Annotated in this window: 15 protein-coding genes; 4 read left to right on the top strand and 11 right to left on the bottom strand. The window is 44.5% G+C overall.

Annotated features, from left to right (window positions below; all coding sequences use genetic code 11):
• Nucleotides 1-24: 24 nt before the first annotated feature.
• Nucleotides 25-897 (bottom strand): alpha/beta fold hydrolase, encoded by an 873-nt coding sequence (locus AB6D58_RS05255; RefSeq protein WP_372156625.1) that lies wholly within the window; start codon nucleotides 895-897, stop codon nucleotides 25-27.
• A 269-nt stretch (nucleotides 898-1,166) separates the two neighbouring features.
• Between AB6D58_RS05255 and AB6D58_RS05250 the strand changes: the two genes are divergently transcribed.
• Nucleotides 1,167-4,049, top strand: a complete 2,883-nt coding sequence (locus AB6D58_RS05250; RefSeq protein ID WP_372156622.1) for a TrlF family AAA-like ATPase — start codon at nucleotides 1,167-1,169, stop codon at nucleotides 4,047-4,049.
• A 166-nt stretch (nucleotides 4,050-4,215) separates the two neighbouring features.
• On the opposite strand, the gene pheT is transcribed toward AB6D58_RS05250, so the two are convergent.
• From pheT to AB6D58_RS05215, 7 genes are all read right to left on the bottom strand, one after another.
• Nucleotides 4,216-6,603, bottom strand: a complete 2,388-nt coding sequence (gene pheT, locus AB6D58_RS05245) for a phenylalanine--tRNA ligase subunit beta (protein WP_372156619.1) — start codon at nucleotides 6,601-6,603, stop codon at nucleotides 4,216-4,218.
• Nucleotides 6,604-6,621: 18 nt separating this feature from the next.
• Nucleotides 6,622-7,605: a phenylalanine--tRNA ligase subunit alpha gene (gene pheS, locus AB6D58_RS05240; RefSeq protein ID WP_004734764.1), complete on the bottom strand. Its 984-nt coding sequence runs from the start codon at nucleotides 7,603-7,605 to the stop codon at nucleotides 6,622-6,624.
• Between the two features lie 218 nt (nucleotides 7,606-7,823).
• Nucleotides 7,824-8,933, bottom strand: a complete 1,110-nt coding sequence (locus tag AB6D58_RS05235; RefSeq protein WP_029235308.1) for a GGDEF domain-containing protein — start codon at nucleotides 8,931-8,933, stop codon at nucleotides 7,824-7,826.
• Nucleotides 8,934-9,135: 202 nt separating this feature from the next.
• A complete protein-coding gene (locus tag AB6D58_RS05230) occupies nucleotides 9,136-10,344 on the bottom strand; it encodes a hypothetical protein (RefSeq protein ID WP_017060449.1) in 1,209 nt (402 codons plus the stop codon).
• A gap of 9 nt (nucleotides 10,345-10,353) precedes the next feature.
• A complete protein-coding gene (locus AB6D58_RS05225; RefSeq protein ID WP_017060448.1) occupies nucleotides 10,354-11,160 on the bottom strand; it encodes an outer membrane lipoprotein-sorting protein in 807 nt (268 codons plus the stop codon).
• 44 nt (nucleotides 11,161-11,204) lie between these two features.
• Nucleotides 11,205-13,667 carry an RND family transporter gene (locus tag AB6D58_RS05220; RefSeq protein WP_372156617.1) on the bottom strand — a complete coding sequence of 821 codons (2,463 nt, stop codon included), beginning with the start codon at nucleotides 13,665-13,667 and terminating at the stop codon, nucleotides 11,205-11,207.
• A 170-nt stretch (nucleotides 13,668-13,837) separates the two neighbouring features.
• Entirely contained in the window at nucleotides 13,838-14,623 is a 786-nt protein-coding gene (locus tag AB6D58_RS05215; RefSeq protein ID WP_004741595.1) for a TetR/AcrR family transcriptional regulator, read from the bottom strand.
• 545 nt (nucleotides 14,624-15,168) lie between these two features.
• On the opposite strand from AB6D58_RS05215, the gene AB6D58_RS05210 reads away from it, so the two are divergent.
• Together AB6D58_RS05210 and AB6D58_RS05205 are read left to right on the top strand one after the other, a co-directional pair.
• Nucleotides 15,169-15,942: a hypothetical protein gene (locus tag AB6D58_RS05210; protein ID WP_017070878.1), complete on the top strand. Its 774-nt coding sequence runs from the start codon at nucleotides 15,169-15,171 to the stop codon at nucleotides 15,940-15,942.
• Complete coding sequence (locus tag AB6D58_RS05205) at nucleotides 15,863-16,645, top strand: hypothetical protein (protein ID WP_136974838.1); 783 nt, start codon at nucleotides 15,863-15,865, stop codon at nucleotides 16,643-16,645. Before AB6D58_RS05210 ends, AB6D58_RS05205 begins: the two co-directional genes overlap by 80 nt.
• Nucleotides 16,646-16,800: 155 nt before the next feature.
• Here the strand turns inward: AB6D58_RS05205 and AB6D58_RS05200 are convergent, their stop codons facing one another.
• From AB6D58_RS05200 to AB6D58_RS05190, 3 genes are all read right to left on the bottom strand, one after another.
• Nucleotides 16,801-17,295, bottom strand: coding sequence for an outer membrane beta-barrel protein (locus tag AB6D58_RS05200; RefSeq protein WP_372156614.1), 495 nt, complete (start codon nucleotides 17,293-17,295; stop codon nucleotides 16,801-16,803).
• Between the two features lie 143 nt (nucleotides 17,296-17,438).
• The gene (gene hrpA / locus AB6D58_RS05195; protein ID WP_017065439.1) at nucleotides 17,439-21,482 is read right to left on the bottom strand and encodes an ATP-dependent RNA helicase HrpA; all 4,044 of its coding nucleotides are present in this window, start codon (nucleotides 21,480-21,482) and stop codon (nucleotides 17,439-17,441) included.
• Nucleotides 21,483-21,680: 198 nt separating this feature from the next.
• A complete protein-coding gene (locus tag AB6D58_RS05190; protein ID WP_017068787.1) occupies nucleotides 21,681-23,009 on the bottom strand; it encodes a MipA/OmpV family protein in 1,329 nt (442 codons plus the stop codon).
• 80 nt (nucleotides 23,010-23,089) lie between these two features.
• On the opposite strand from AB6D58_RS05190, the gene AB6D58_RS05185 reads away from it, so the two are divergent.
• On the top strand, nucleotides 23,090-23,575 hold the full coding sequence (locus AB6D58_RS05185; protein ID WP_372156612.1) for a hypothetical protein: 486 nt from the start codon (nucleotides 23,090-23,092) through the stop codon (nucleotides 23,573-23,575).
• Nucleotides 23,576-23,583: the final 8 nt, after the last annotated feature.

Genomic DNA, 23,583 nt, shown 5'->3' with positions numbered 1-23,583 from the left:
ATCTATAGAATGATTACAACCGCCCTACTTCACTGACTTAACCGCTTTCATCAACGTTGTGTTGAACTGCTCAGGTTGCTCAAGCATTGGGAAGTGGCCTGAGTCTTCAATGTAGTAAATGCTGTAATCCTTGATGTGTTTCTTGTTCGCTTCTGAATCGGTTGGCCATAGGCGAGCGTTAACCAATATGACTGGCACATTCACGTTCTCATACACGCGGTGTGCTTCGCCTGTCACGTATTGGCCTAGATAATGGCGGAACTGGTTTATCGCGATAGCTGGCGGTGCTGACGCCATGTCTTGCGTTACCCAATAAAGTAGATCCGCGTCTACGTCTTTTGGTAGCGAGTCTTTCACGAACATAGTAATGCCCGCTTGGAAGTCTGCTTCAAATGGTTTGGTCATTGCATCTAAGTCGCTTTGTGAAACCGCTAGTGCGACGTTTTGCGATGTATCAACACCAATAATACCCTTCACTCTTTTCGGCATCAGTTTAGCCGCTTCTGCAATAACACCACCTGCCATTGAATGACCAACTAAGACGACTGAATCGAGTTGTTCTTTGTCGATGACTGCTTTGATGTCTTCAGCAAACGCGACCATGGTGTACTCTTCACGATTGAACGACGAGTTACCATGGCCTGCTAAGTCCATGGCGATGACTTGGTAGTGTTTTGAAAACTCACTCACTTGGTTTAGCCATAGCCTGCTGTCTAAGCTCCAACCGTGAATGAAGATCAGCGCCGTCTCCCAGCTCCCACTTTTGCCATACGCAATTTGCTCACCATCGTGAGATATCGTAATACCGTACTTAACCGTTGAATCATGAGCCATGGCATTAAAGCTACCAAGCGCCATGAATACCAAGAGTGTGATGTTTAGAATTAAACGTTTCATAGTGTCTCTCTACTTACTTTGGAGGGAACACAGAAAGCGCCCCTCTCAATCAATATAGCCACTATAAAGTGTGAAGCTGTAGACGGGTCAAGGATGTTTTAACTAAGGGTTAACAATCTTTTGTTGCTTACTTTTAGTATTGATAACGAATATTGAGTCAATTCAAAATACTCAACCAATTGATATGATAATCTTTGTCTATGTTTGATTCTAGTGATGGAAGAACGATGTAATTTTAACTCCATCACTATTTATAAAAGGTTTTATCAATGCAATCTAGAGGTTCAGAGTGGCATCAGTGGGACTTGCATTTTCATACGCAATCTTCATACGATTATAAAGCTAAAACAGCAACTAACGCCGATATCATCGCCGAAATGAAGAAAAATGGTATATCAGTGTTTGCTATAACCGATCATCATGTGATCGATATAGAGCGTCTAAATGATTTACAATCATTAGGGAAAAGTGAAGGCATTACAGTACTACCAGGTATTGAGTTTTTATCTGATGCTAGGGGTAAGGAACCCATACATTTCATTGGCATATTTCCAGAAAATTGCGATATCAATAATGTATGGGGACAACTGCAATACAAGACTGATTTACATAAAATCAAATCTGAGCAATTAAAACACAATGAAGTATATTGCGACCTAATCGATACTATGAGGCTTGTGAAAAGCTTAGGTGGGATCACAACAATTCATGCTGGGGATAAAAGTGGGTCAGTGGAAAACATAACACATTCCCTACCACATAATAGCGCTCAGAAAACCGACATCGCACAAGAAGTGGATATATACGAACTTGGCAAGGAAAGTGACCAAGATGGTTATCGAAAATTTGTGTTTCCTCATATAAATCGAACAATACCTATGATCATATGTTCTGATAATCATCATATTGGTCACTACAAACGTAAGCAAAAGATGTGGATAAAGGGTACTCCAAATTTTGCTGGGCTAAAATACGCTTTAAACGAGCCAGAAAGTAGATTTTATATCGGTGACGAACCTCCAGTAATAGCCAGGGTTAGAGAAAATAGAACAAAGTATATAAAATCATTGAATATCTCTATGACTGGTAAACATGATGCGAAGAATAAATGGTTTGAGGATATTGATATCCCATTAAATAGTGAGTTGGTCACTATAATTGGACATAAAGGTAACGGTAAGAGTGCAATTTCTGACATCATTGCTATGTGCGCTGACTCAGAACATTCAGATGACTTTTTATTCCTACACAAAAACAAATTTAAAAAAAGAGGTCTCGCAGATAGATTTAGTGCGAAGTTAACCTTCGAGAGCGGTAAAACGTCGAGTGACAGACTTCTCACTCATGAGATAGATACTAATCAACAGCGACTAGTGCGTTACTTGCCTCAAAGTTATTTTGAAAAAGTTTGTAATGAAATAGGGAAAGTTGAAGCTTTTCGGGCTGAAGTAGAAAAAGTGGTTTTTCAATATGTTCCTTACCATAAACGTTTTGGACAACCCACTTTCAGCGAGCTAATCACATTTAAAAAAGAGGCAGTAAATAAACTTCTTCATCACCTTTTGGAAGAAGTTCGCTCTTTAAATGAAAAAATAATAAATCTTGAAGATTGGAGCAGTCCAAGCAAGGCAGAGAGTTTTATTAGTCAAAAAGCTATTGTTCAAGAGGAATTAAGAGTCCACATTACGACAAAACCTTTAGAAATTGCAGACCCGTCAAAAAAAGAAGAAACCGAAGAAGTAAGAGAAAAGAAAGCAACTTTACAAAAGTTAATCGATAGTAAGGCTCGACTGGAAATACAATTCAATGAGCTAAATGAATCGATTAGCTCCCGTTCTCAACTTACAAGTCGCCTAGTGGGTTTCAACGCTGAATTAATATCAAAATTTGACGATATTAATAAAGTATTAGAAAAGGCCGATGATGAACTAAAACCTCTAGGAATAAAAATTTCAGAATTTATAGATTATAAATTTGATAAAGAATCTTTGGATAAAGAAATATCTGTTGTAGAGAATCAACTGGAATCTGATCTAAAAGAAATTGTTTTGCACGATGACTATCAGAAAGCGGATATCTCTACATTAAATATACAATCTAAAATAAAGCGCTATGAGCATGATATATTAATACTTGAATCACAGTTTACTGGAGAACAAAAAGTATATCAAGACTACCTACGTAATCTCGCAAATTGGCAAGTCCGCAAAGATGAGATCGAAGGTAGCTCTGATAAAAATGGAACATTAAATTATTATATAGCAGCTTTGAATTTTATTAGCGAAGATTTACCTGAAAAACTAAACGGTTTAAGAGAAGAGCGTTTAAGTAAAACACGGGAAATATTCAAGATTAAATCTGAGATAAAGGAGTTTTATGACGATATTAAATCTGAAATTGACCCAGTATTAAATGGGTCAGATGTTTCTGGATTAAATATTGTTAGCGCTTTTTATCCAGATAGTGACCTTGCAAAGAATATTCTTAGGAATATAAAGCAAAATCGTTCTGGCACTTTTTTTGGAGTTGATGAAGGTTCTAGAATACTAGATGAAGATCTAATTGGAGCTACGGATTGGGATGATGGTGAAAGTATCACATCTTTCCTTTGTAAACTGATCGATTATCTTGAGTGCGATCATCGAGAAAATAAGAAAGAAGCACCAATATTTATAGGAGATGTCACGAACAACCGAAAAGAACTCTACGATCTTATTTTTGGATTAGAGTATTTATCACCGCACTATGATTTAAGACAAAAGGGAAAAAGTTTAGACCAGTTATCCCCGGGAGAAAAAGGGGCTTTACTGCTAGTATTCTACCTGGTCCTAGATAAGGAAGACATTCCATTAATAATTGATCAGCCAGAAGATAACCTAGATAATAATAGCGTAGCTACGGTTTTAGTTCCTTATATCAGAGATGCTAAGTTAAATCGTCAAATTATAATGGTAACCCACAACCCTAATTTAGCTGTTGTTTCGGATTCAGAGCAAGTTATTAAAGTGGAAATAGACAAAGAAGATGGCAACCGTTTTTCATTCATATCAGGTGGTATCGAATCTCAGATTATCAATAATCATATTGTTGAGGTACTAGAAGGAACAATCCCTGCCTTCACATTGAGGCGAGATAAGTATCAAATCAACTAGATTGACAACTACGCCCTTGCTTTTAAAGTATTGATTTTATTGAACTAAATAAAATCACTCGAGAGTCTAATCTTTAGTTCACCTTTCCAGTTACGATTTAGAGCCCTGCTCCACAAAAAAAGGCCTCGCAATGCGAGGCCTTTGATTTTCTATCTATCAGAAGAGATTAGTCGCGAAGTGCTGCGCCAAATTTCTCTGAGATTGAAGCTACGATAGCATCTACTGAACCAGCGATGTCTGCATCTTCAAGTGTGCGCTCTACAGACTGTAGGCTAAGTGCGATTGCTAGGCTCTTCTTACCTTCTTCAACGCCTTGACCAACGTATACGTCGAACAGTTTAGCGCCTGTTAGGAATTCGCCACCAGCAGCGATACACGCTTCTACGATGTCGCCAGAAGCAACTGCTTCGTCAACAACTACTGCGATATCACGACGGTTTGCAGGGAACTTAGATACGGCTACTGCTTCTGGAAGCACGCGAGTGTTGATAGCTGCCCATTCGATTTCGAATACGATAGTGCGGCCGTTAAGACCAAACTTACGCTCTAGTTCTGGGTGAACAGTACCAATGATACCCACTTCTTTGCCGTCTACTACGATAGCCGCAGTTTGACCTGGGTGAAGTGCTGGGTGCTTAGCTGCTTTGAAGCTGTATGCGATTTCGTTTGCAGAAAGCTCAAGAACTGCTTCTAGGTCACCTTTAAGATCGAAGAAATCTACAGTGTTAGTTGCAATGTCCCAGTGCTCTTCGCCACGAGTACCAGAGATAACGCCCGCAAGCATCATTTCTTGGCGCATGCCGTTTTCAGCCGTTGCTTCAGGGATGAAACGTAGGCCTGATTCGAATAGACGAACGCGAGACTGTTGACGCTTCTGGTTGTGAACAACTGTGTTTAGTAGACCTTGGATTAGGCCAAGACGCATTGCTGACATGTCCGCAGAGATTGGGAATGGCAGGATTAGCGGCTCAACACCAGGTACAACAAGTTTTTGCTGCTCTGGTTCTACGAAGCTGTATGTGATTGCTTCGTGGTAGCCACGGTCTACAAGAAGGTCACGAACGCGCTTAAGCGGTTGGTCAGCTTCTTTGTGGTCATTCATTTTAAGTGCCGCTTTAGGCGCTTGGTTTGGAATGTTATCGTAACCGTAGATACGACCTACTTCTTCAATTAGGTCTTGCTCGATTGCGATATCAAAACGCCAAGATGGAGACGTTGCCGTCCAGCCAGCATCAGTGCTTTCAACTTCACAACCTAGGCGAGTAAGAATTTCCACTACGTCTGTAGATGGGATTTCGTGACCTAGTAGGCTATCTAGCTTAGCGCGACGTAGAGCAACTACGTTTGCTTTAGGAAGTGAGGCTTCAGATTCGCTGCCGTTTACTGGCGCAACTTCACCACCGCAGATTTCAACTAAAAGCTGTGTTGCACGCTCCATTGCTGCTGCTTGAAGTGTTGAATCAACACCACGTTCGAAACGTAGAGAAGAATCTGTGTGAAGGCCGTAAGCACGTGCGCGACCACGGATGTGATCCGGTGCGAAGAATGCAGCTTCAAGAAGTACGTCTGTTGTTTCAGTCGTAACACCTGAATCTTGACCGCCAAAGATACCAGCGATTGCTAGTGCTTTGTTGTGGTCTGCGATAACAAGTGTGTTGCTGTTTAGTTCAGCTTCGTTGCCATCTAGAAGTGTTAGCTTTTCGCCCTGCTCTGCTAGACGAACCACGATACCGCCTTCGATCTTAGCGAGATCAAATGCGTGCATTGGTTGGCCTTGCTCTAGCATCACGTAGTTTGTGATGTCTACAACTGGGTCGATTGAACGGATACCACAACGGCGCAGTTTTTCTTGCATCCAGATTGGTGTTTCCGCTTTCACGCTTACGTTCTTAACCACACGGCCAAGGTAACGTGGACAAGCATCAGTTGCTTTAATTTCAACAGATACTGTGTCTTCAATGCTTGTTGCAACAGCTTCAACTGTTGGCTCTGTAACGTCTGCGCGGTTTAGTACGCCAACTTCACGAGCAAGGCCACGGATGCTGAAGCAGTCTGCGCGGTTTGCTGTTAGGTCTACGTCGATAGTTACGTCGTTAAGCTCAAGAAGCTCACGTACGTCCATGCCTAGCGTTGTGCCTTCTGGTAGCTCAAGGATGCCGTCAGACTCTACGTCGATACCTAGCTCAGAGAAAGAACAAAGCATGCCGTGCGATGGAACGCCACGTAGTTTTGCTTTCTTGATTTTGAAGTTACCAGGCAGTACTGCGCCAACTGTTGCTACTGCTACAGTTAGGCCAAGACGACAGTTAGATGCACCACATACGATGTCTAACAGCTCTTCTTCGCCGATATCAATTTTAGTTACTTGTAGTTTGTCTGCGTCTGGGTGCTGACCGCACTCAACCACTTTACCTACTTTAACGCCGGTGAATTCACCAGCAACAGGTTCTACATCGTCAACTTCCAAACCAGCCATAGTGATTTGGTGAGCTAGCTCTTCGCTGTTAATTGCAGGTTTAACCCACTCGCGTAGCCAAGATTCACTGAATTTCATAGTTTCGACTGCCCCGGATTACTTGAATTGTTTAAGGAAACGAAGGTCGTTCTCGAAGAACGCACGAAGGTCATTTACGCCGTAACGAAGCATCGTTAGACGCTCTACACCCATACCGAATGCAAAACCAGAGTATTTCTCAGGGTCGATGCCAACAGAGCGAAGTACGTTAGGGTGAACCATGCCACAGCCTAGAACTTCTAGCCATTTGCCATCTTTACGTTTCACGTCAACTTCAGCTGAAGGCTCTGTGAACGGGAAGAATGAAGGACGGAAACGCACTTCAACTTCTTCTTCAAAGAAGTTACAAAGGAAATCGTTAAGAATGCCTTTAAGTTGTGCGAAGTTTACGTTCTCATCAACTAACATACCTTCCACTTGGTGGAACATTGGCGTGTGAGTTTGATCGTAGTCGTTACGGTAAACACGACCCGGAGCAATGAAGCGGAATGGCGGTTTGCCGTTTTCCATCGTACGGATTTGAACACCAGAAGTGTGCGTACGTAGCATTAGATCAGGGTTGAAGAAGAAAGTATCGTGATCAGTACGAGCTGGGTGATCGTCTGCGATGTTTAGTGCATCAAAGTTGTGGAATGCATCTTCGATCTCAGGGCCAGACTCAGTGCTAAAGCCAAGCTCACCAAAGAACTGTTCGATACGCTCAACAGTGCGAGTGACTGGGTGAAGACCACCGTTCTCAATGCGACGACCTGGTAGGCTCACATCGATAGTTTCTTCAGCTAGTTTCGCTTCAAGCTCTGCACGTTGTAGTGCGTCTTTGCGAGCTGCGATCGCTTGTTGAACAGCACCTTTCGCTTTGTTGATCTCTTGACCAGCAGTGCGACGCTCTTCAGGTGGAAGTTTACCTAGGCTTTGTAGTTGAAGAGTTAGTTCACCCTTCTTACCTAAATACTGAACTCGCACTTCATCAAGTGCGACTAACGAATCTGCTGTATCAATAGCAGTCGTTGCATTAGCAATGATCTCTTCTAGATGTTGCATCATTTCCTCATCTACCAGTTGGTAGTGTCCGTATCGGATGATTAGTTTTTTTAGATAGCTACACATAGTAATCAAACACGCAACCAATGCCAAATTGAATCGCTAAAAGAACAAGTTATTGCCTAAAAACACGGCAAATTTAACAGGATATTAATGAGGAGTAGGAAGAAGTGGAACAATTACAGGTTCCACTTCTTAATTTGGAAATGACCTGAAGGCTAGATCTGAATAGAACAAACGCTGTTCTTCCCTGCGTTTTTTGCTAAATAGACGGACTCATCCGCCGCTTTAATCAATTCGTTCATGGTTTCGAATTCTTGGGTCATTTCAGCGACACCGACACTAATACTGCCAATCCAAACTTGATGACTGGTTTCAACCTCTAATTCAGACACTTTCTGTCGAGCGGTTTCCGCGATGTACATCCCACCTTTAAGGTCGGTGTTTGGGCAAATAACCAAGAACTCATCGCCACCTAACCGGCAAACAATATCATCATTACGGAACGTGTTTTTCAGTTCACGCGAGAGGGTTTGTAGCACCAAGTCGCCTGCATCATGGCCGCTGGTGTCATTAATGCGCTTGAAGTGGTCGGCATCAATCATAATACACACTAAAGGCATGCCCAGTTCTTTGGAGTCTTGCCAATGCAGCGCTAACTGTTTAAAAGCACTACGACGGTTATGCAAATTAGTAAGAGAGTCGGTTAATGACAGTTCTTCAAGTCTCTTATTCGCTCGTTTTAATTCTGCCGTACGTTCCTCAACTTTATCTTCGAGTAACTGGTTGAAGCGTAACAACTGTTTGTTTCGTTCAGAGACTTGTTCAAACAGGCCGTTAAGCGCAGCCAACAGCGGGACAGTCGCAGAATCTTGCTGCTTTTCTTCCGCTTCAAAGGCTTGCAGAGGTGTCGCGCCCTCTTCTATCGCGGTCATTTGTCGCGCCATGTTTTGGTCGATGCCGAGGATGTGGTAAGCAAGCCAGTGGATCAATAAATCAAGTAACTGCCGTGCTGACGACTGATCTTCTTCCATGATGAAAGCTTGCATACTGTAGATATCTTGCATAAATACACGATGCACTTTGATATGCTCTTCAATGTGTCGCTCATACACACCGCAATCTCTCATCAAAGATTCTTCTTCTTTAAAGTGAAATTCGGCATAGCATGTGAGATCGAGTAAAGCGACGTTTATGTCGTCGATAGAGATAGTGTTCTCTGACAACAGATTTCCGTAGTGGTTGATAATACCAACAAGATATTGATGCTGTTCATCTACAACACCAATGCCTGTTTCAAAGTTTTTATCCCAATTAAATGAATTCATAAATCCCTTAAGGCCGACACCACCAGCACGATTTACATGCATATTCGGAGGTTATAGATACTGAAAAAATATAACCATTTTACCTGTAGGTTTATTCGATTGTTTGATCCACTTTATAAAAAGACGACTTTGAACATTCTAAATATGGCTCATCTTAAATTTGAGACGTCCCCCCCAACAGGAACGCCCCTCGAAGCTAACATTAGAAATAATATTCCAACGCCATCTCAACAAAGTCATCCTTGCGCGCGAAGAACAACAAGTCCTCTGGGGTTTCGTTCTCAAACAACCAAGCATTCAGTCGCCACTTGAGATTGTTGTTAATACGGCTCGATGCCTCTAGCTTGGCACTGTAGACATCACTGTTATCTAAGTCTTGAGTGATACCAGTAAGCACTTCGGTGCCGTCTTCATCGTTCAAAGCGAAACGTGCCCCAAGGAACACATCATTTTGGCCGATGGTTTGGGCATTGTTGCCTCGGCTGTCATACAGGTATTCAGCGATGAAGCCGATGTCCCAGTACGATTCAAGCGCCCCTACCCAAGTGTATTCAAAGCCTGTCGCCACGCCGGTATGGTTGTCGTAGCTGTCGCGATAAATGCTTTCCAGCTTCCATAACCAGTCACCGATAATGCCTTGAACATCCAATCCGAAGTGTTGCATTTGGGCGTAGTATGGCTTGAGTTGATTGCCTTCCACACGGTAATAAGGGTCGCGGTTTGTGCCGCCTAAGTAGCTTAAACCGACATCCCAATCACCGTACATTTGGCTGTAACGCAATGCCACATCAACGTGTTTTTCTTCTCGTGAAGATTCGTAAAGCGCATCGTCCGATACTGGCACGGTTGGCCTTAATCGACCGTCTTCGCCTGCGAAGGTACGCTCACGAAAATACGGCAGTAACATGGCGTCTATGGTGCCCCACTCTTTTATCGAGGTGAAGTGCACCATAGGCTGACCTAACTTGGATTCGCCATCGACCGATTCAATGGCATCGGTCTGGTTTACCACATCCACTAAATGCGCCGATTCGGTTACGCCCCAAAATACCTTTCCAACACCCGCTCGCAGTTCGTAATCATCCCAATAGGTTAAATACAAGGCTTCGCGAATATCACCATGAGTTCGTTCATCGTCTTCACTGTCTAGGCGATAAAACGGGGTGAAGGTAATGCTGCCGTTGCCCTCTTGTTGCTCCCAGTAAAACTCTGGCTGCAACACCAGTGAGCTTTGTCCTTTGTCTTGCCCTTGTAAGCCGTCGCTAAAGAACTGCCTATGTTCAAGGTTAACCTGCCCTGCGATATCAGGACTAAAGCCTGCCGCCACACAAGGCAACGACACCTGCATAAGCCCGACGGTCGCCGCCAAGGTTAAGGATAATTGGGTTCCTGTTGCCACAATCCTTTTCATATTCCTGCCTTATTTCGCACGTTTTAGTGTGTTCTTTTGGAAATCCTTGTCTTTAAGACCGGTCTGGAACACTAAATCTGTCGTGGTTAATACGGTGCTTTTGCCTGTTTGATGGTTTTGCATCGCCATGGTGTGTGCGCGCCAGTATTGGTTTAGGTACTGTTTGTAATCTTGGAACGATAGAGTTTTAAGCAGTGCGCCTTTGCGGTCGTAAAACTCGACTTTCATTGGGCGGTAGTGCTGTTGGTCTAGCCATACCTTTTGCATGGTGTAGCCTGAGTTTTTATCGGTCGGTACTTGCTCTAAAACAAAGGTGTCTACGCCTTCCAGTTTCGCGTCTTCAATGTAGTTGAAGGTGTACTTTTCAAGTTCAAACGAGCTTAAGTCCTCATACGCAAATTCACTGCCCATAAACGGGCCAGATTTGTTGCGTGAAGAGATGCGTTTTACACGCTTGAGTGCAGGAAGATACAACCACTGGTCATCGGATTTGGTGATGTGCGAATGGTTTAGGAAAGCCGTGCCTTTTACGTCGCGTGGTTCATCAAAAATGGTTAAGCCTTTGTCGCCATCGTCATCGACTTCCAAAGATTTCAATCGCATCAGACGTGTACTGCTTTCGCCCTGCTTGTTGCGAAGTAGCATTTCCATGGTTGCGACAGAATCGCCCCACCCGACATCGACCGCTTTACGTTGCTCGGCAATTTCTAAGCCTTTCGCAGGGTCTGCTAACGCTGGGAAAGCGGCGAATGTGCTCAGTGCCAACGAGCTAACAGTAAGTAATGTAGTAGCGAATGTTTGTTTAACGCTTTTCATAAATATCTCCTTGAGTCAGCCCACCGCAGCAGGCCGACGTTTCCTTATTTGGTCGAAGTAGTCAGTTCGGCTGTCGATCTAGGCTGCGACTTGGTATCTGGCTTTGATTCGTGCTGAGTTTTAGCTGAATAGTGGGTCTGTTTGTCGAAGATCATCAGTAAGCTTGGTAGCAAGATGAAATCGACCACCAGCGCAATGAAAATCACAATCGCGCTGAGTAAGCCCATGTCGGAGTTGAGTCTGAAGCTCGACATCGCCAGTACAGAGAAACCGGCCACTAGCACAACAGTGGTGATCCACAAAGCGCGACCTACGGTGTGGAAAGCGTATCGAACCGCTTCTTCTGCTGATTTCCCTTCGATTCTTGCGCGCTGGTATTTACTCAAGAAGTGCACCGCATCATCAACCACGATACCCAACGTGAGCGTGACCACGACTGACAAACCGAGGTTGATTTCACCTGAGATAAGCGCCCATAAACCAAAGCCAATGATCGCAGGCGCAATGTTGGGCACTAGGCTGATCATGCCTAAGCGAACCGAGCGCAATGCAAAGATCATCAAGCCAGAGATAAGCACTAGGGTGATAGGCAAAGTTGATAGCATGCTCGCCATGTTGGTTTCGCCAATATGAGCAAACATCAGTGACGGGCTCGAAGCCACCACTTCATATTGCGGTGCATTGGCTGCAAACCATGAGTAAATGCGCTCTTCGAGTTCGACTAGCTCAACGCTGCCAAGGTTATCGACGGTGAGTACCATTTTGATCGATGATTTATCGACGTTGATCTGGTTGTTCAAGTCCAAGCCGTACGGCAGAGACATTTCGTAAAGCAGCAGATATTGCGCGGCAAGTTCACGGTTCAGCGGTAGCTTGTAGTAGCTGTCGTCGTCGGCATGCATATTCTTGTTCAAACGCATATAAACATCAGAAAGCGTTGCCACATGGTCAGTTTCTGGTTGAACGCGTAGCCACTTAGTAAAGTCACCAATTGCTTGCAAGAACACAGGATCAGCAATCGCTTGAGACTCGTTAGTTTTCACTGCGATACTGAGGGTTGTCATGCCGCTTACGGTCTCTTCCATGAAGTCAGCCGCTTGTCTGAATTCACTTGAGGTATCGAAATACTTCACCGATTCATCGTTGACTTTGTTGAGCGGAATTAACGCGGCAGCGCCAACAATCACTAGCGTAGAAATCGGCAGCAGTGCTTTACGGTTAGTTACGACAAAATCGCCCAGCTTATCCATGAAGGTGACTTTGTCTGCCGCCTTAGGGTTGGCAGGTAGACGTTTGACTGGCAGCAGTTTTAGCAACGCTGGCAACATAGTCACAGACAAGAAGCACGCAATAAGTACACCCAGTGCCGATAAGTTACCGAAATCACGCAGCACTGGTGAGTCCGACATGTTCATCATCAGGAAACCAATCGCAGTGGTCACCGAGGTGATCAGAATCGGCATCGCATTGAGCTTGATGCTGTATTGAATGGCTTGTGCTTTCTCCATACCGCGCTGCATCGCTTGTCTCATGGTCACAATCACGTGAACACAATCAGCCACCGCCAAAGTTAAAACCAAGGTTGGCACATTCACGGTTGCGGTACTCAAGAACATCCCTGCCCAACCAGACAATCCCATGGTGGCAACAATCGAAGAGATGATCACAATGAGCGTCGCCACCACACTAAAGAACGAGCGCAGCATAAAGGTCAGGAACACCAGTACCACCAACAGCATTAAGGGAACGAGCGTTGAGCTGTCTTCTTGAGCCGAAGTCATAAACGCGTTGTTCATGGCTATGATGCCCGCTTTATGGAATTCGACATTAGGATACTGAGCTTGGTACTTGCCGATCATGGTATTGATTGCCGCAATCACCTCTTGCACTTCTGCGGTTTTGTCCACTTCTGGCAGTTGCACGGTGACGTTCACAATCGTCACATCGCCAGAGACCGACACCAAGGCATTCTTAAGCAACGGCTCGTTAAGGGCGATCTGTTTTACTTTGGCGATGCGTTCTGGTGTGTGTTCGTACTCTTCATACAGCAAGTCTTCTACCAAAAGATCATCTTCAATGGCTTCGGTGTGCTGATAATTAGCAAGGGAATCGACACGGCTTGAATACGGGATCTGCCACGCATCAACCGTGAGGTTTTGAATTAAGGTGAGGGTTTCTGGAGTGAAGACATTACCGCCTTCAGGTGAGACAACAATCGCGAGGTTGTCAGTTTTCGCAAAGGTGGTTTGGATTTCATCGAACGCCATCAACTGTTTGTTGGTGCCTTCGAAGAAGATATTGTAGTCCCCTCTAAAGTAGAGGTTCTTAGCCCCTAATGCAGAGAGAATGATGATTGAAAACACCACCAGCAGAACGATAAACGAACGCTTGGTAGGTATTGAGTGCCAACTGTTTAGATCTGTGTTTGCGCTATCAGCATTAGGGTTATCTCGGTTTTGCTGATCGAACGTGGGCTTCTGGCTGTCGTGTTTCATCACAGTCTCCATTTGTGACGATTCGTCATATTTGTGTCATAAAAAGCCAGCCGAAGCTGACAAAAGACACAATGCTTAGTCAAACACTCAAGAAAACAGCAACCACAGTCGGTCAGTCTCAAGTTTGTGACGAATCGTCAAAAATGGTTATTAATAAACCCACATTGTGGGCTTAACGGAAGCTATCGACCTACAGACTCTAAGTAAGCGATCTCTTCACTGAACAGTTCTTGTTCTACACGACGCCAAGTTTTGCGGTAATCCCAGTCACTAGAAAGGGGCTGCCAATTTAGGCCGTCTAGAATCATGTTCGCGTTGTGTAATACTGAATACGGGTCTTGTAACCGCTTAATACAATGACTGTTTGATGCGTTCTGTGACAAGGCATTTGAACCAAATGCGATTGACCAGTTAGCAAAAACGATGGCATCTGAGCCAACGCCAGAAGAGAACTTTAGGTCACCCGCTTCTACCGCTTGGTTAACCATAGAGTCGCATTGTTCAATCACCAACTCTTCCAGTTCATTCATCTCGGCGACGCGTGCACTAGACGCTTTCTCTAGTACCCACGGGCTTTTAGCCATGATCGCACAGGTTGATAGTACCGGTTCCATGCGAGCATAGATTCGGTAAGCAACGTGCAATGCGACGATCTTTTCACGTGTGTTGCCTTCAAACTCTCCAGAGCGAGCAAACATCATTGCTTCTGTCTTGAGAGAGTGAATACATAACGCTAAAACGACGTCTTCTTTGCTGCAAAAGTGATTGTATATCGTACCTTTAGAATAAGAGCTCGCTGCCGTTAGCTTGTCCATCGTGAGGTTTCCGAACCCTTGTTCTCGAACCAGATCTTTTGCTAACAACATCAACTCTACTTCTCGGTCTGCAATAGACTGCTGCTTTTTAGACAACACGCCTTTGCAACCAAAGATACCTTGTTTATCGCCTTTACAACCAAAGCCAAACATAATTTTTTAGTCCGTATATGAGCTTAGCCGTTATCTAAGCTTCGCCAGTATTTAAAACACTCCTATCCAATATATTAACACGAATAGTAAATTCATGTAGTTAACCATTTTGTGACGCTTCGTCATTTCTGACTTATCGTCATAATAGCGCAAGTATTGATCATATCAAGGGGTCTTATAAATTAAATACATTTTGTGAATGGAAAGAGAATAAATGGGATATAGCTAAGAAAATCATCAATAGTTGACCTAAAGAGAAGACTTTAAAAGAAGACCTGTATTGTGACCAACAGAATGTGGACGCGAATTGGGCATTCTTAACCTAACAAAGAATGTAGGCACTTTAAGCTGCTATGCGTATTCATGCCCAATGATTCCTAGCTTAAACCACAAGAATGAATGACTGTAGGCTTACTTTATGGGGCAGACGTCTCCTTATGGTCAATATTTGGCTTACTAATGCCGTTTTCTGTTAAGTTGCTATAAATTCGGTAAGGGGTGACTTACAATAGTGACAACGACTTACCTTTTTTGAGAACACGATATTGAGCGCCAAATATTCTTATTTAGCTTGGCAAGTGAATACTTCTAGCCCTGCAGAAAAGCTGGTTTTATTGATGCTTGCAGACGGTGCTGACGAATTCGGCTACACCAATGTGTGCCTACAAACAGCAGGTCAACTTTGTGCTCTCTCTACGTTTGGTTTAGCCGACTGTCTTAAGTGTTTAGTCGACCAAGGTTTTCTCGATAAGGTAAAAGTAGATTATCGGGATAAAAAAGAGATTCACGTTTTCAAAATGCTCATTGAGCAAGAGCAAACTGCGGCGCACGTTGAGGTTCAACCGACCAATAGTATTCCGGTCTACTCTACGGCACCTGCACCTGCACCTGCACCTAAGTTTCAGCCTGCTCCGGCACCAATGCAACATATGCAGCAGGCCCCTCGCCCACAAGGTCGAGGCTCAATGAACAGCAACACCGTCTCTACTCATGATCTCAACGAAGAAGAGATACCATCATGGGCAGAACGTGCGTTTAAATTCTCCGGTTTGACCGGTGACCATAGTTTAGTATGGAAGAAATTTGTCCTCTGGTATAAAGCCAAAGCCAATGAATTAATGCCATTATCTCGGATTGAATCCAAGCTGCAGTACTGGCTAGTTAACGAGAAGCAAAATGAAAGACAACAACAGCAGAAGACCTCTCAATATTCAGGAAATGCAGGACAAGCTCAAGGAAATGGGTATAGACAAAAGCTTAGCCCATCTGAACGCTTCAGGCAGCAGCTCATTCAAAAAGGCAAAAAGCCAACCTTCTGAGCCAGCTCAACCTGTTGTACCTGACGCTACAGGTCCATTAGTACCTGAAGTGATTGAAGCGCAAAGTACCGAAGTGAAAGTAGCGGCTGCACAAGCTGCGGATTCTGGTGCGTCTCAACAAGTACCTGTTGTTGATCAAGATCCTGCAGAGCTGGAACTAACCGATTGGTGTATTCACGTGTTCGGCTCTTTCTTGAGCGTGTACGAAACGCAGTGGGAATATCAGTACGGTAGTGAGCCAAGCGGTAAGTTCATTGAGTTTGCCAACTCTGTTGATTCAGACGGCCTTAACCGCGTTTTAATGCACTGCCACGAACGTATTCAGCTTGGCAACAGCTGGCCGCCGCAAATGGGTGAGCTGTGGATCCTGAAAGATTCTTTAACTGAAGAAGAGTTGCTGGATAGCCGTATCCGTGTGTTGTCTCGCACCGCTGCCAACAAAATTGAAAAATGGCTGATTCAGAACAAACTGTATGACTTGAAGCGTACGGCTGAAAACAAGCTGGATGGCCTGTTTAAGAAGTACTACTTGGAAGCAAAACGTTTAGATGAGAAAGGCATGCTGGAAACGGAGTTGCCGCAATTCCTGCTTGCCGCTAACTCAGTGAAAAACCTAAACGATTTAAAACGTGAAGAGTACGAAAGCCAGCACGGCAAAGCGATTAACCCAAGAATCCAGCGTATTCTGAACAGTAAAAAATAACCATCCGCTTGCTATCTGTTATAAGAAAACAGAGTAGCGATTACACGGTTAACAGAGACAAAAATGCCAGCTATCAAGCTGGCATTTTTTACGAATTCTTACGAACTCTACAAATATCCGTGACCAACGGTACGTCTGTCATTGACTGCAAGTAATTACAGTAGGTGGATAGTTGCGTTTAGCGTGAATACGCCAGAGTCGTCATCTTTCATTTTGAAGTTTTGGTAGCTAGCGCCTACAGATAGTGGACCAAAGATGAAGTATTCAGCGCCTACACCGTACATGATATCAACATCGTCTTGCTTGAAGCTATCAGCTTTAAGCTCGTAAGAGTGAAGACCACCCTTCGCGTATACGTGAAGAGGACCAAAATCGATGCTTGGTTTAATCGCTAGGTAAGCAGTGCTTGCGTCTAAATTCTTAAGATCGCGGTTGCCGTAATTAACGCTGCCGAAAGAACCTAGATCCCAGTAACCCGCTTCAACACCGATTAGTGGAAGGATACCTGTACCTACGTGGATGCCCACCGCGTTTTCATCTTCACCAGCGAATGAGTTTTGACCACCCATTACACCGCCGTACAACCAAGAATCAGCCATTGCTGTTGAAGATGCACCTAGTAGTGCTAGTGCCAATAACGTTTTTTTCATATTCGACCTTTTTCGTCCTAGTGGCAGGCCTTGAGTGGTAATAAATTGCCACCAAGTCGCCCTGTATGTAATAACTATTCAATTAGTAATGCAATAAGCAAGATTTATACCCAAACCTTGCCATTGCGTCTAGCTTTATTCCTTTAGCAAGCATCAATCGCGTTTTTAACACGCTTATCTGATACTGGGTAAGGCGTACCGAGCTGCTGTGCGAAGAAGCTTACACGAAGCTCTTCTATCATCCAACGCACCTCTTTTACATTTTCTGGAACCGCGATCCCTTTTGGAATTTTATTCAGCAGTTCTTTGTAATCATTCATTACTGACTCAACTTTGATCATGTGAAGACGATCTTTGTTCGGGTCAATTGGCAGTTTTTCCATGCGGCGTTCAATCGCTCTCATATAGCGTAGAATATCCGGCAAGCGTTTCCACCCACATTCTGTGGCAAAACCCTTAAAAATCAAACCTTCTACTTGAGCTTTTATGTCAGAAAGTGCGAATGCCATAGAAAGATCCACGCGTCCTTTCAGCTTTTTACTGATGCTGAATGCCGTGGTTAGGATGGTTTCAACCTGTTGAGCAATCTCTACTACGGTATCACCCAGCTCTGCACGTACGTGTTCTTTCAGAGCTTCAAACTGCTCTGGTTCCCAAACCAAACCGCCCTTCTCTTCAATCAGCTTATCAATACCACAAGCGATACAGTCATCGATAAGATCGAGTACCTGTCCGTATGGGTTGAAGTACAAGCCAAGTTTCGATTTGTTCGGCAGGTTCGAGTGCAAGTATTTGATCGGTGATGGCACGTTCAACAAGATTAAACGACGCTGACCCGATTTCATTGCCGAGATTTGCTCTTGCTCGGTTTCGAACAGTTTGATCTCTACGCTGTCTTTGGTATCCACCAGCGCAGGGAAGGCTTTAACATCGTAGCCACCACGTTTCTGTTGGTAGACTTTTGGTAATTCACCAAAGCTCCACGTGTGCAGGTTCTGCTGCTCGATATCGTCGTCTGCCACTTTAGAAAGCGTTTCTTGAACCTTGTCTTTCAGGCTCTCTTTCAACTCATGCAGATCTTTCTGTTCTTTCAGCTTACGCTTGCGATGATCTACAGCGCGGAATGTTACCTTTAAGTGCTCTGGAATCTGGTCTAACTTCCAGTCATCACGTACCACTTCCACACCCGTCATGCGGCGTAGCTCTTTCTCAAGAGAATCCAGTAACGGTGCTTCAAGCGGTGTCACACGTGCCAAGAATGCATCTGCGTAGTTTGGCGCAGGTACAAAGTTACGGCGTAGCGTTTTAGGTAGTGACTTAATTAGGCTAATCACCAGTTCCTGACGCAGGCCTGGGATCTGCCAATCAAAACCGTTTTGGTCAATTTGGTTCAAGATAGGCAGCGGAATGTGTACCGTTACACCATCGTTGTCGTCACCTGGTTCAAATTGGTAGCTCAGTTTCAACTTAATACCGTTTTGGTGCCAGAAGTTCGGATAATCCAAATCAGTAACGTGGCTAGCATCGCCTCGGAACAGCATCGACTTTTCAAAGTTAAGCAGCTCAGGAGTTTTCTGACTGGTCTTCTTCCACCACGTATCAAAATGACGGCCTGACACTGCCTCTTCGCCAACACGTTGATCATAGAAGTCGAACAGTTCATCATCATCGATCAAGATGTCGCGACGACGCGATTTATGCTCAAGCTCTTCCACTTCTTGCAGGAGCTTGCGGTTCTGTTTGAAGAACGTATGTTTGGTTTCCCACTCACCTTCAACCAATGCACTGCGTACAAACAATTCACGGCTGACAGTGGCATCAATCGCACCGTAGTTAACTAAGCGTTTTGGAATGATTGGGATTCCGTAAAGCATCACTTTTTCGTGTGCCATTACTGCCGCTTGCTTCTTCGACCAATGTGGTTCGCTGTAACTACGTTTAATCAGGTGTTTCGCTAGCGGTTCAATCCATTCCGGTTGAATCTTCGCGATAACGCGCCCCCAAAGTTTTGAGGTTTCTACCAGCTCCGCAGACATGATCCACTTAGGCTGTTTCTTAAATAAGCCAGACGCAGGGAAGATATGGAAGCGTGCATTACGTGCACCTTGATACTCATTCTTCTCTTGATCTTTCATACCGATGTGCGAAAGCAGACCTGATAGCAGTGACATGTGAATGCCATCGTAGCTGCCCGGTTCTGTATTCAACTTAGTATCCAGTTCACGCATTGCTTGGTGAATTTGGAAGTACACATCTTGCCATTCACGGATACGTAAATAGTTGAGGTAATCTTGCTTACACTGTTTGCGGAACTGGTTACTCGACAATGCTTTTTGCTGCTGCTTGATGTAATCCCATAAGTTCACAAACGTGATGAAGTCAGACTCTTTATCGAAGAAACGCTTGTGCTTGTCATCAGACGATTGTTGCTTATCTGATGGACGCTCACGCGGATCTTGAATCGACAACGCAGACGCGATCACCATCACTTCGTGTAGGCATCGGTTACGTGGCGCTTCAATTACCATACGCGCTAAACGTGGATCGATAGGCAGTTTTGCCAGCTTACGACCAATCGCGGTTAGCTTCTTCTTGTCGTCGCCGTGGTTCTTGTTTTTGTTCGCTGACGGTTCAACGGTGGCGATCGCACCAAGCTCTTCAAGCAGCCTTACACCATCTTGAATGTTGCGCTTATCGGGCGCTTCAACAAATGGGAACGCTTGAATGTCGCCTAGACCAAGCGCTGTCATCTGAAGAATTACAGACGCTAGGTTAGTACGAAGGATTTCTGGGTCAGTAAACTCTGGGCGTGATTCGAAATCTTCCTCTGAGTACAGACGAATACAGATACCTTCCGCAACACGACCACAACGACCTTTACGCTGGTTAGCACTCGCTTGAGATACTGGTTCAATCGGTAGGCGTTGTACTTTAGTTCGGTAGCTGTAGCGGCTAATACGCGCCGTACCCGGGTCGATAACATACTTGATGCCCGGAACGGTTAACGAGGTTTCTGCCACGTTGGTTGCCAGAACGATGCGTCGACCAGTATGAGACTGGAAGATACGGTTCTGCTCACCCGCCGATAGACGCGCGTAAAGCGGGACAATTTCGGTATCACGAAGGTTGCGTTTACTTAATGCATCTGCGGTATCACGAATTTCTCGCTCACCGTTCATGAAGATCAAGATATCGCCAAGGCCTTCATCACACAGCTCATCAACGGCTTCAAAGATGCCTTCGATTTGGTCGCGGTCTGAATCACTTTCATCACCACCTAATGGGCGGTAACGCGTATCAACTGGGTAAGTACGACCAGACACTTCAATGATCGGTGCATTGTTAAAGTGCTTAGAGAAACGCTCTGGATCGATGGTTGCCGACGTGATGATCACTTTCAGATCAGGACGCTTTGGTAGCAACTCTTTCAGGTAACCCATGATGAAATCGATATTTAGGCTACGTTCGTGCGCTTCATCGATGATGATGGTGTCGTACTGATTTAAGAATCGGTCGTGTTGAATTTCCGCCAGTAGAATACCGTCGGTCATCAATTTGATTTGGGTATTGTCAGAAATTTGGTCATTGAATCGAACCTTATAACCAACGAACTCACCCAGCTGTGTTTCCATCTCTTCAGCAATACGGTTCGCAACCGAACGCGCCGCAAGACGACGGGGCTGAGTGTGACCAATTAAGCCAAAGCGGCCGCGGCCAAGCTCAGAACAGATTTTTGGTAGCTGAGTGGTTTTACCCGAACCCGTTTCACCCGCCACGATAACCACTTGGTTTTCAGCGATGGCTTTCGCGATGTCTTCGCGCTTTTGGCTAACCGGTAGAATTTCTGGGTATTCAATCGTTGGTTTCTGTGCCGCGCGCTGAGTTGCCGTCATCATTGACTTAGCAATGTCTAACGCAATCTCATCAAAGACAGCGTGCTTAGCTTGTTCGTTCTTAATTTTACTCGCACCAGCAATTCGCTTACTCAAACGGAAGCGATCGCGCATCATACATTCGTTGAGCGCTTTACGAAGAGAGGCTGGGCTATTCTGAGATGATTTGTTGTTTGTCGCTGATTGTTCAGCAGATTTTTTCGATGCAGCTTGGTTTGGTTTCGCTTTGCTCTGTGAAGAACTTGGCTGTGCTGCATTCTTGTTGTTATCTGCTTTTTCCGGAGACGAAGTCAAAGCGTGTCCTATTCTTGTACTTATTAAACTCGCGCGATTATATCACAAGTCTCAAACAAAAAAGCCTGACAGCAAAGGGAAAACCTTTAGCTATCAGGCTGATTAATCTCGCTAACACTCGCAGGAGCTATGAAAGCGCGGTCAAATGTAAGTCGTACTTAGTAAACTCTGGTTTAAAGCTAACGTTAAAAACTGCGCTTAAAACTCATATTGGAAGTAAACCGTGTTGTAGTTACTACCGCCTTTGATACGACCATACTGAGAGGATTTTTCAAAGATTGCAGAACGGTGATGCAATGAATAACCGAACCATAAGTTGTTCAAGTCATTCTTGCCAATCAAGTCGCCAACGTTGACATCGAATGAGAAGTCTAAGTAGTTCAACAGATGACTGGCTGTGTAGCCTTTACGCTCCATCTCAGAGCCTTCGATGTAGGTAATCGAATCGATGTAAGACATACCTTCTGCCACACCAAAACGCCACTGAGTTGGCCAATCAAAGGTGTAATACGCTTTGATTGCGATAATGTATTCGGTGCTGCTTGATTGAACGTCTGAGCTCCAGTGGTGGGCAATACCTGGGGTCAAATAGATATCCAATGGCAAGCCGAAGATCTCATCAGTTAATGGGTGTCCATAGAAGAACGAGGTCAACTGGTTGTTGTATTCGTCTTTTTCTCTATTGAACTTCATGATGTCGCCAATATTGGATGGCGTTCCCCAGCCGTGTGCGACACGTAAGTACGGCGCATTGCTCAGTTTAGGTTTTGGCGCTTTCTCTTTGTCGTTAAAGAAACCAAAGCCAAGGTACAATTCCCCCTGATAACGGTCTTCAACAATCGAAGAATCGTAAGCGTTATCGTCCAATCGAGTCACACTGGTTGAACCCAATAAGTACAAGTTAGAAACCACATGGTAACGCGTTTCAACACCAACATTTAAGTCAACACCAGCACCAATGGTTTCATTAGATGCGGAGTAATACTCACTGTTGAAATCAGCACTTTTATAACGCAGCGTCGCGCTCGGGTAAAACTCCCAATCTCCAGTTTCATACTTGGCTTTAGCTCGTAAGTTACCGTGGAAGTTGTATTCACTGTCGCTCATTAACTCCGTCTCGACAGACCAATAATCATCAAGTTGGTAGGTCAGTTGAGCACCAAAGTCCGCCGTATCGCCTTCAATCGCGTTCTGCTCAGATGCAGGAATATCAATAAAGCGCATGCGAGAGATAGCATTGAAAGACCACTTCTCATCGTCAGTTTGATAGAGGTATGCCCCCATCTCAGTACCGTCAATAAACACATAATCGTTCTTGAAAAACAGCATCGGTACGAATGAGCTAACCGATTGGTCGCCACCAGACGTGTCATAAGGGATGCTTGCTGTACGGAACATTGCAGCGATGCCCCACTCTTGCTCTTCAGCGGCCCACGCATTAGCACTTACGAAAATGCCACTTAGGAAAGCGCTACCTAGTAAAACCAATCCAGATGAAGGAAGAGTCGGTAAATATTTGAGCTTCATTCTTGTGTAATTACTCTTTGAAAAAATATTGTGTTACTGATTAGACATTTATTAACCATGACGGCTAACTATTTTTAGGTTTGCTCGGCATTGACCGTTACAATGTAGAATATTCTCGGTTAAATGAAAGTATTGTGAAAGTCTCCGAATTACAAAACATTATAGATCACTTACCCAAAGATTCCGATCCAGATATTGTTATGGGTGAGGCGTGGTTGCCTGAGCGTTTGGTGGATACCAACCTAGACGGTGACATGCTATTTCTTGAATTCGATAGTGCCCCTGAAGACAATCAAGGGGATGAAGAAGGCCGTGGCTTTGTTGAGCACGAGATTGCTATGATTCGAGAAAAGCTCGAACTGTTATTAGACGAGCCTTCCGATACCAAGACCAAAGCCGATGCCCTATTGGCAATATTTCTAATGGGCCATGAACTTTCTAGCTCAGAAGTTATCGAAGTTCTTGAATCAACAGAATCTGACTCAGTAGAATTTGAAGCATCAACGCTTGGAACCACAAAGCCAGACACGAACAAGCTCGAAACAAAAGAACACCACGACGACTAGCCACCAAC

The sequence above is a fragment of the Vibrio sp. 10N.239.312.D08 genome, from assembly GCF_041466145.1.
Classification (GTDB): domain Bacteria; phylum Pseudomonadota; class Gammaproteobacteria; order Enterobacterales; family Vibrionaceae; genus Vibrio; species Vibrio crassostreae_C.
The sequence above is the reverse complement of the archived record's forward strand: the minus strand, read 5'-3'. Positions and strand labels throughout refer to the sequence as shown.